Genomic DNA, 8,500 nt, shown 5'->3' on the forward strand with positions numbered 1-8,500 from the left:
AGGGGAAGAGCCCCTCGCACCCCTCATCTTTCAGATCGTCGCGTTCGTCGCACCACCGTCCAGCAGGACGTTCTGGCCGACCATGAACCCCGCATGGACCGAGCAGAGGAACACGCAGGCCGCGCCGAATTCCTCGGGCGTGCCATAGCGGCGCGCGGGGATGGTCGATTCGCGCCGCGCCCGTGCCTCCTCCATCGTCAGGCCCTCCGCCTCGACCACGCCGCGATCCAGCGCATCCGCCCGGTCGGTCGCATGGATGCCAGGCAGCAGGTTGTTGATTGTCACGCCGTTCTGCGCGACCTGCCGCGATGTGCCCGCGACATAGCCCGTCAGGCCCGTGCGCGCCGCGTTCGACAGGCCCAGAACGGGAATCGGCGCCTTGACCGATTGGGAAGTGATGTTGACGACGCGGCCCCAGCCCCGCTCCATCATCGCCGGAAGGCACGCCTTCATGAGGGCGATGGGCGTCAGCATGTTGGCGTCGAGCGCCGCGATGAAGTCGTCGCGATCCCAGTCCGACCACATCCCTGGCGGCGGGCCGCCCGCATTCGTGACCAGAATGTCCGGCGACGCGGCGGCCTCCAGCACTTGCGCCCGGCCGTCGGGCGTGGTGATGTCGGCCGCGACACTCGTCACCGACACCCCGTGCGCGGCGCGGATGGCCTCGGCGGTGGCTTCCAGCGCCTCGGCCCCGCGGGCGTTCAGCACCAGATCGACGCCTTCGGCCGCCAATGCTTCGGCGCAACCCCGGCCGAGGCCCTTCGAGCTTGCGCAGACCAGCGCGCGGCGCCCGCGAATTCCCATATCCATGACGATCCTCCCGAATTGGCTGAAATCCGCATATCCCGACGATCCGCGGCATTCGAGGCGTTTTGTCACCGCCGTCTGCCGTGATTTCGCCCGATCCACCTGTCATCCTGCGTTCATGTGTACCGAGTCCCCCCCAGAGATCAGTCGTTGCAGCGTCATTCCGGCCGAGGCCTTCGTGGTCGAGGCCGGCGCGATGGCGGGCGATCCGATCGGGGGGCTGACGGATGTCGTGGCCGGGGACCTGTATACCCTCGCCGCGGCCACCCCCGAGCAGGAGCTTCTGTTGCAGCGCGGGTCCGACGGACCAAAGGTCGCGCCGGGCTCGTCGGTCGGGCGGGTGGGCGAAGCGGTCAAGCCGGTCGCGCGCCACCAGATGATGGGAGAGCGCGGCGCAAACGTCGAAATCCTCGTGCTCGAAACGGGCGGCGCGCGGTTTGCGCTGCCTCTCGGTCCGCTCTCGCCGATGGATGAATACACCCTCATCTCCTCGGAAGCGGCGGAAGGGGAACTGGGCTCCGTGGCGTCCGTCTCCTTCGCGCGCGGGACGGCGATCACGCTTGCGGGCGGCCTGCAATGTCCGGTCGAGGACCTCTCGGTGGGCGATCGCGTCCTGACCCGCGATCACGGCCCCCGGCCGATCCTATGGATCGGGCGCCAGACTGTCCGGGCCGAAGGGGCGAACGCCCCGGTCGAGATCGGCCAGGAGGCGATGGGCAACGCGCGGACGCTGGTCCTGTCGCCCGACCACAGGCTCTATATCTACCAGCGCCGCGAAGGATTGGGCGTGGGCGGTCGCGAGGTGCTTGTCCGGGCGCGCCACCTGGTCAACGGTGACACCATCCGGCGTCATGCCGGCGGGCATATTGATTACTTCCACCTGCTCTTCGACGCGCATGAGATCATCTATGCCGAAGGGATCCCCGCCGAGAGCCTGCTCGTCTCTCCGGACATATTGGCGGGCCTGGACGAAGATCTTGCCGCCCAGATCGCAAGCTATGCGCCGCCTGTGCCCCGGTCCGGCTTCGAGCCATCAGCCGCCGACCTGGAGGGATTGGACGCCGCCTCGATCCTTCGGCGCGCGTCGACCGGGTAGCGCGCGTCAGGCGCGCCGTCTGAGCAGCGCGACGGCCCCGACGACCCAGACGGTCGCCAAAAGCGCGGCGGTCGCTGCCAGGAACGTCCCGACCGCCCCTGCCATGCCCGTGCCAAGGGTCGGTAGCAGCGTGGGCTGCCCCATGATCGCGGGTCCCAATGTCGCCATCGCAAGCACGACCAAGGCCGCGATCACGGCGAAGCCCGCGGCCCCGAAGGCGCGGCCCCGCTGCCGACCTCCCAGCCGCAGCATCCGCCGCAGCGCCGTCGCGGCCCGGCCGAGGTCGTGTCCCATCACAAGAAGCGCGGGGACCAGCAAGAGGACCAGCAGCATCCCGAAGCCCAGCCCGTAGGCCAGCGTGATGACGGTCGGTCGGAGCCACTGGGCCTGGCTCGATGTCTCGTAGAGCAGCGGCGTCAGACCCAGCACCGTCGTCAGCGTCGTCAGCAGGACCGGGCGCAGGCGGTCGGCAACCGCATCCACGATGGCGGGGACCAGTGCGCGGTCCTTCGAATACTCGTCCACCGTCGTCACCAGCACGATGGAGTCGTTGATGATGATCCCGGTCATTCCGATCAGGCCCACGACCGAGAACATCGACAAGGGCACATCCCACCACCAATGGCCCCAGACGGCTCCGATCAGGCCGAAGGGGATCACCGCCATGATCACCGCCGGACGGGTCCAGGACGCGAAGATCCACGAGAGGACGAGATAGATGCCCAGCAGGCAGGCCATCAGACCGATCGTCGCGTCGGTCAGGAATGCGCGCTCCTGCTCGGCCAGTCCGCCGAGGCGCCAATCGACCTGGCGGTCGGCGGCAATGGCGGGGAGGATCTCTGTCCGCAGGGCCTCCCGCACCTCGCTCGCGCGTGCGGCGTCGTCCTGATCCAGTTCTCCGGTCACAGTGACGACCGGGATGCCATTTTCCCGACGGATCGATGCGAAGCCGGACTGGCTCTCGACGGTCACGATATCGGCCAGCGCCACCTCGCCGCCCGCGGGGGCGGGCAGGCGGACGGTCTCCAGAAAGTCGGCGGTGATTTCGTCTTCGGGCAGTTCCACGCGGACCTCGCCGGTGCGGGGGCCGACCGGGAAGGTCGCCGCCTCGATGCCGGAGAGGCGGTCGCGCAATTCCCGTCCCAGTGCGGCGATGTCGAAGCCCAGAGCCTCGCCCTGCGGGGTCAGCGACAGGACCAGTTCTTCCTTGTCGTAAGGCAGGCTGTCCTGCACGTCGGACACTTCGGGAAAGCGGATTGTGGCCGCCTTCAGATCCTCGGCCGCCGCCTTCAGCGTGGTCGCATCCGCCCCGAAGAACTTGACCGAGAGCGAGTCTCCTCCCGGTCCGGAACGCCAGCTGCGGAAGGTCAGCTCTTCGGTTGCGGGAAGGGTGCGAACCTCGTCCTGAAGTTCTGCCTGGAACTCGAAGCCGGAATAGGGACGCAGGTCGGCGTCGATCAACTCGATCGAGATTGCGCCCAGTTGATCGACCTCCTTGTCATCGGCCGATGCGAGGCCCCGCCCGGAATTTCCCCCGATCTCGCCGAGGACGAACGTGACGGGGTTCGCGCCGTGCTCTTCCTCGTAGCGGGCCGCGACCGCATCGACGGCGCGCTGCATCTCGCGCATCTGCGCCAACGCCTCCTCGCGCCCGGCGCCGTCCCGCAGGGCGAAGTTGCCGGTGATCGAGCCCCGCTCGGGCGCGTTGAAGAAGCGCCATTGCACCTCGCCCGTGATGAAGAAGGCGGCTTGAGTGGAGAGCAGGACGATCGCGCCCGCCGCGACGGCGTAGCGTGCCGTGATGGCCAACCGGATCAGCGGCCGGAACAGCGTGTCCCGAACCCATCGGAATCCGCGGTTCACCGTGCGGGACGGCCAGTCGTACCATTTGCCGCGGCCGGCATGGCGCAGGGCGCCCGCCATGTGGTGCGGCAGGATCAGGAAGCATTCCACCAGCGACGCAATCAGGACCGCGATGACGGTGAACGGAATATCGGCGATCAGCGTGCCGAAGGTCCCGCCGATGGCGACCAGCCCGAAGAAGGCGATGACGGTGGTCAATGTCGCCGACAGGACCGGAGTAAACATGCGCCGGGCCGCGTTCTCGGCCGCGACGGCGGGAGCCTCGCCCAGCGTGCGGGCGCGGAAATCGGCATGCTCTCCCACGACGATGGCGTCGTCCACCACGATCCCCAGCGTGATGATCAGCGCGAAAAGCGAGACCATGTTGATCGTCAGCCCGCCGAGCCACATCAGGGCAATGGCGCTCATCATCGCAACGGGGATGCCCGCGGCGACCCAGAAAGCCGTGCGCGCATTCAGAAACAGGAACAGCAGCGCGACCACCAGGCCCAGCCCGAGGACGGCGTTGTCGATCAGCACCGCGATCCGGCCAGAGATCGCCTCGGTCCGGGTGCGGATGAGCTGGATCTCGACGCCTTCGGGCGCGCCGTCCAGCATCTCTTCGGCGACCCGCTCGACCGTCTGCTGCAAGGCTATGGCGTCGCCCTCCGCATTGCGGTCGACGCGCATGCTGATCGCGGGCTGGTCGCCGACGAAATAGGCCCGCTCCCGATCCGTGCCACCGGTCGTGACGCGGCCCAGGTCCCCGACCGTCAGCGGGGTGCCATCGGCCTCGCGGCGCACGACGATCGAGGCGATCTCCGCTCCGTCGCGGCGCGCTTCCCCGGTTCGGATGCGCGCCCCCGCCGCATCCACGTCGCCCGCAGGTTCCGCCGAGGTTTCCGCCTCGATGGCGCCGGCCACCTCCCGCAGCGTGACGCCCTCTCGCAGAAGGGTCTCCGACGGGATCTCGACCAGGATCTCGGGGGCCGCGACGCCCCGGATCGTGGTTCGGGTCACGCCCTCGGCGAACAGCCGCACAACAAAGGCATCGGTAAGCCGGGCCAGTTGATCGACCCCGACCGGCCCCGTGATCACGACGTCCGTGACCCGATCGCGCCAGCGGCCCTGGCGCACCTCGGGGTCGTCGATCCCGTCCGGCAATCCGGTCACCCCGTCGACAGCGGCCTGCACGTCCGCCGCCGCCTCTCCCATGTCTTGGCCCGGTTCGAATTCGAGCTGGATCGACGCGCGCCCTTCCCGGGACGTGGAGACGGCGTCCGTCACGCCGTCCACGGCCAACAGGACCGGCTCGAGAACCTGGACGATCCCGCGATCGACGTCTTCGGCCCCCGCATTGTCCCAGCGGACCTCCACGTTGACGTCCTCGACGACGACATCCGGAAAGAACTGGGCGCGCATGTTCGGCAGGGCCATCGCGCCCGCCGCCACCATCAGCACCATCAGAAGGTTGGCGAGCGTCCGGTGCCGGGTGAAGTATCCCAGCATCTAGCCGCCCATCCGGCCTTCGATCCGCTCCACCACGCGGACGGGGACGCGGTCCTCGGCGAGGCGGGCCAGTAGCCGCGCCTTCACCGCCTCGGGCATGCGCCCGCCTTCGACGAACGCGATCAGCCGAGCCCGCCGGTCGGGATCGAGCAGGACGAATTCATCTTGCTCCGGCCCATCGGCGGCCGCTTCCGGACGCAACGGACGCACGCGGATCCCCGCGCCGAGCGCCGGTCCACGCGCCGCGACGATCTCGCGCCCGGCAATCCCGTCCGCCGCCACGAGCACGTCACCGGACACCCGGCGCAGGACCTCCACGGGAAGTTCTTCCAGCCTGTCCCCCTCGCCGACGACGAGGACGGCGTTCTGAGACGAGACCGCCGATGCGGGCAGCCGCACGACCTGCATGAGCGGTGGCTCCTCCGCTTCGACCCGAACGAAGTCGCCGGGGCGAAAGCCCTCGGCATTCTCAAGTGCGGCGAAGACGAGGCGGCCGGTCCGGCCCTCTTCGACCGCGGCGGCTTCGCGGGTGACGATGCCAGGGGCGGAGATCTCAAGCCCAAGCACGTCAAGGACGGCCTCGACCGGCGTTCCGCGCAGATCCCCGCCGGATGCGATCCGGGCATATTGAGTGGTCGACAGACGGAAGGCGACTTCCAGAGCACGCGGATCGATCAATTCGCCCAGCCGTTCGTTCTGCGTCACCAGTCCGCCTCGCAGCACCGTCACGTCGGCGAGAACCCCGTCGAATTCGGCGCGCAGCACCCGGTCTTCCAGCGCCCGCTCGGCTTGCGCCAGAGCGATGCGGGCCCGGTCGATCCCCAGCCGCGCCGCGTCGATGCGGGCTTCGGCCTGCGCGATGGCGCCGCGTCGCGTCAGGATCGTCTGCTCGGCCGCCGCAAGTGCCAGCTCCGCTCCTTCGACATTCGCGGCCGCGCCCACCCCCCGCTGCGCCAGATCGCGCTGCCGGGCCAGAGCCTGCGCCTGCAGATCGCGCTGCGCTTCGGCTCCGGCCAGCTCCTCCCGGGCGAGTACAAGTGTCCGTTCCGCATCCCGTGCCTCCGCCTCGGCCCCGGCCAGATCGGCGCGTGCCACGGCGAGGTCCGCCTCTGCGTCCGCAGGGTCGATCCGAAGCAGGACATCCCCCTCGGAGACGCGCCCGCCTTCGACGAAGGCGTCCGACAATTCCACGACCTGTCCCGCGGCCGGTGCCCGCAATTCCAACGTGCGTGCGGCGCGGACCTCTCCGAAGGCCTGGAGCGTGGGGGAGATGATCGTCGGTGTCGCGCTGATCACCTCGGCCGAGAAAACCCGCTCCCGCGCGGGCGCGCCGGGGCTGTCCCGCTCCTGACGTTCTTCAAGGGCGGCGAAGGTGATCTGTGCTGCCCACCCCAAAAGGGCCACCGTGACGGCGGCAAGGAAAAGGGCGATCAGGCTGCGGGTGAGAAAGCGCATGAGACTTCAGATAAGGCGTTATGGCGCAAGCCCAAAGGCCCGCCCGCCGTTCTCACGTCGCAGGCGATCATTTCCGTCGCAGATGTTCTTCGAGGCGGGGCATGATCTCGACGAAGTTGCAGGGCTTGTGGCGGTAGTCGAACTGATGGACGAGGATCTCGTCCCAGGCATCCCGGCAGGCCGAAGGCGAACCGGGCAGGGCGAAGAGATACGTTCCCCGCGCCACCCCGGCGCAGGCCCGGGACTGGACGGCCGACGTCCCGATCTTCTTCATCGAGATCATCGTGAACATGGTGCCGAAGGCGTCGATCTCCTTCTCATAGACATCGCGATGCGCCTCGACGGTGACGTCGCGCCCCGTCAATCCGGTCCCGCCCGTGGTCAGGACGACGTCGATATCCGGATTGTCGCACCATTCCCGCAGCTTGCCCGCGATCAACTCGCGCTCGTCGGGCAGGATCGCGCGCGTGGCGAGCGCGTGGCCCGCCGCCTCCAACCTCTCCACCAGCGTGTCTCCGGACCGGTCGTCATCCGGTGCCCTCGTATCCGAGGCGGTCAGGACCGCGATGCGGCAGGGCATGAAGTCCCTCGTTGTCATGAAGTGTCCTCCCCCTCTCTCATCCTGCCAGAAATATCCTGGGGGGTCCGGGGGGCAAAGCCCCCCGGCGGATCGGACCGCGAAAGGGGTCCGATCCCGCCGGAGCGGGCGAAACCAGACACTTAATGTTCGAAGCGTTACCGGTCGAAATCGGCTCGGGAATGGCGCTCCGGGAGCTTCAGGCTTTCGTCGTCGCCGAATGTGCGGTTGACCATCCGGCCCCGGCGCACGGCGGGGCGGGCGTCGATGCGCTCGGCCCAGTTTCTGACATGAGTGTAGGATGCGACGTCGAGGAACTCCGCCGCATCATAGAGACGGCCCAGAACAAGTTGCCCGTACCACGCCCAGATCGCCATATCGGCGATGGAATAGCTGCCCGCCATCCAGTCGTGATCCGCGAGGTGCCGGTTCAGGACGTCGAGCTGCCGCTTGCTCTCCATGGCATAGCGATTGATCGGGTATTCATACTTTTCAGGAGCATAGGCGTAGAAATGGCCGAAGCCGCCGCCCAGGAACGGGGCCGATCCCATCTGCCAGAAGAGCCAGGAAAGCATCTCTGGCCGGGCATCGCCGAGAAAGGCGTCGTAGCGTTCGGCCAGGTGCATCATGATGGCAGCGCTTTCGAACACGCGGACGGGCTCGGGGCCCGTGCGGTCCATCAGGGCGGGGATCTTCGAATTGGGGTTCACCTCGACGAAGCCGGAGCCGAACTGATCGCCTTCTCCGATGTCGATCAGCCAGGCGTCGTAGTCGAGATCGTGCCCGGATTCTATCAACTCTTCCAAAAGGATGGTGACCTTGACCCCGTTGGGCGTGGCCAGGGAGTAGAGTTGGTAGGGATGCTCTCCGACCGGGAGGTCCTTGTCGTGGGTCGGGCCCGCCACGGGGCGGTTGATCGAGGCGAACTTGCCGCCGGATTCGGTGGGTTTCCAGACCTTTGGCGGGGTGTAGGTCATGCGGTCTCTCTCGGTTCGGGATCTTCGTCCTCCCGGAGGATGGAGCGCCGGAGCGCGGCGGCAAGATGCGCAGCCGTGGCATCCGTGCCACGCCGTTTCGGCCGGAATGTCACGTGCACCCCCCGTGCACCCCCTGTGCACCCCCCGTCTGCACAATCGGCAGACGGACCGGTTGCGCGCCGCCTTGCGCGGCCCGCCCGGGAGCGGATCGGACGGGGCATCGAGCCCCGTGGAAAC

Annotated in this window: 6 protein-coding genes; 1 reads left to right on the forward strand and 5 read right to left on the reverse strand. The window is 68.2% G+C overall.

Annotation, left to right across the window (positions count from 1 at the left end; translation table 11 throughout):
- Positions 1–30: 30 nt before the first annotated feature.
- Complete coding sequence (locus jaqu_RS19210) at positions 31–810, reverse strand: SDR family oxidoreductase (RefSeq protein ID WP_043920641.1); 780 nt, start codon at positions 808–810, stop codon at positions 31–33.
- Positions 811–925: 115 nt separating this feature from the next.
- Between jaqu_RS19210 and jaqu_RS19215 the strand changes: the two genes are divergently transcribed.
- Entirely contained in the window at positions 926–1,903 is a 978-nt protein-coding gene (locus jaqu_RS19215) for a Hint domain-containing protein (RefSeq protein WP_043920645.1), read from the forward strand.
- A 6-nt stretch (positions 1,904–1,909) separates the two neighbouring features.
- On the opposite strand, the gene jaqu_RS19220 is transcribed toward jaqu_RS19215, so the two are convergent.
- The 4 genes from jaqu_RS19220 to yghU all read right to left on the reverse strand — a co-directional run bounded on the left by jaqu_RS19220 (position 1,910) and on the right by yghU (position 8,263).
- A complete protein-coding gene (locus jaqu_RS19220; RefSeq protein WP_052501083.1) occupies positions 1,910–5,254 on the reverse strand; it encodes an efflux RND transporter permease subunit in 3,345 nt (1,114 codons plus the stop codon).
- Entirely contained in the window at positions 5,255–6,709 is a 1,455-nt protein-coding gene (locus jaqu_RS19225) for an efflux RND transporter periplasmic adaptor subunit (protein ID WP_043920642.1), read from the reverse strand.
- Between the two features lie 67 nt (positions 6,710–6,776).
- The gene (gene moaB, locus jaqu_RS19230) at positions 6,777–7,307 is read right to left on the reverse strand and encodes a molybdenum cofactor biosynthesis protein B (protein WP_043920643.1); all 531 of its coding nucleotides are present in this window, start codon (positions 7,305–7,307) and stop codon (positions 6,777–6,779) included.
- A gap of 137 nt (positions 7,308–7,444) precedes the next feature.
- Positions 7,445–8,263, reverse strand: coding sequence for a glutathione-dependent disulfide-bond oxidoreductase (gene yghU / locus jaqu_RS19235; protein ID WP_043920644.1), 819 nt, complete (start codon positions 8,261–8,263; stop codon positions 7,445–7,447).
- Between the last annotated feature and the right edge of the window lie 237 nt (positions 8,264–8,500).

Source organism: Jannaschia aquimarina (assembly GCF_000877395.1).
GTDB classification, from domain to species: Bacteria; Pseudomonadota; Alphaproteobacteria; order Rhodobacterales; family Rhodobacteraceae; genus Jannaschia; species Jannaschia aquimarina.

What these genes read in the sequence shown, in the direction of transcription:
- jaqu_RS19210 (WP_043920641.1), bottom strand. Translation starts at nt 810, where the DNA reads ATGGATATGGGAATTCGCGGGCGCCGCGCGCTGGTCTGCGCAAGCTCG.
- jaqu_RS19215 (WP_043920645.1), top strand. Translation starts at nt 926, where the DNA reads ATGTGTACCGAGTCCCCCCCAGAGATCAGTCGTTGCAGCGTCATTCCG.
- jaqu_RS19220 (WP_052501083.1), bottom strand. Translation starts at nt 5,254, where the DNA reads ATGCTGGGATACTTCACCCGGCACCGGACGCTCGCCAACCTTCTGATG.
- jaqu_RS19225 (WP_043920642.1), bottom strand. Translation starts at nt 6,709, where the DNA reads ATGCGCTTTCTCACCCGCAGCCTGATCGCCCTTTTCCTTGCCGCCGTC.
- moaB (WP_043920643.1), bottom strand. Translation starts at nt 7,307, where the DNA reads ATGACAACGAGGGACTTCATGCCCTGCCGCATCGCGGTCCTGACCGCC.
- yghU (WP_043920644.1), bottom strand. Translation starts at nt 8,263, where the DNA reads ATGACCTACACCCCGCCAAAGGTCTGGAAACCCACCGAATCCGGCGGC.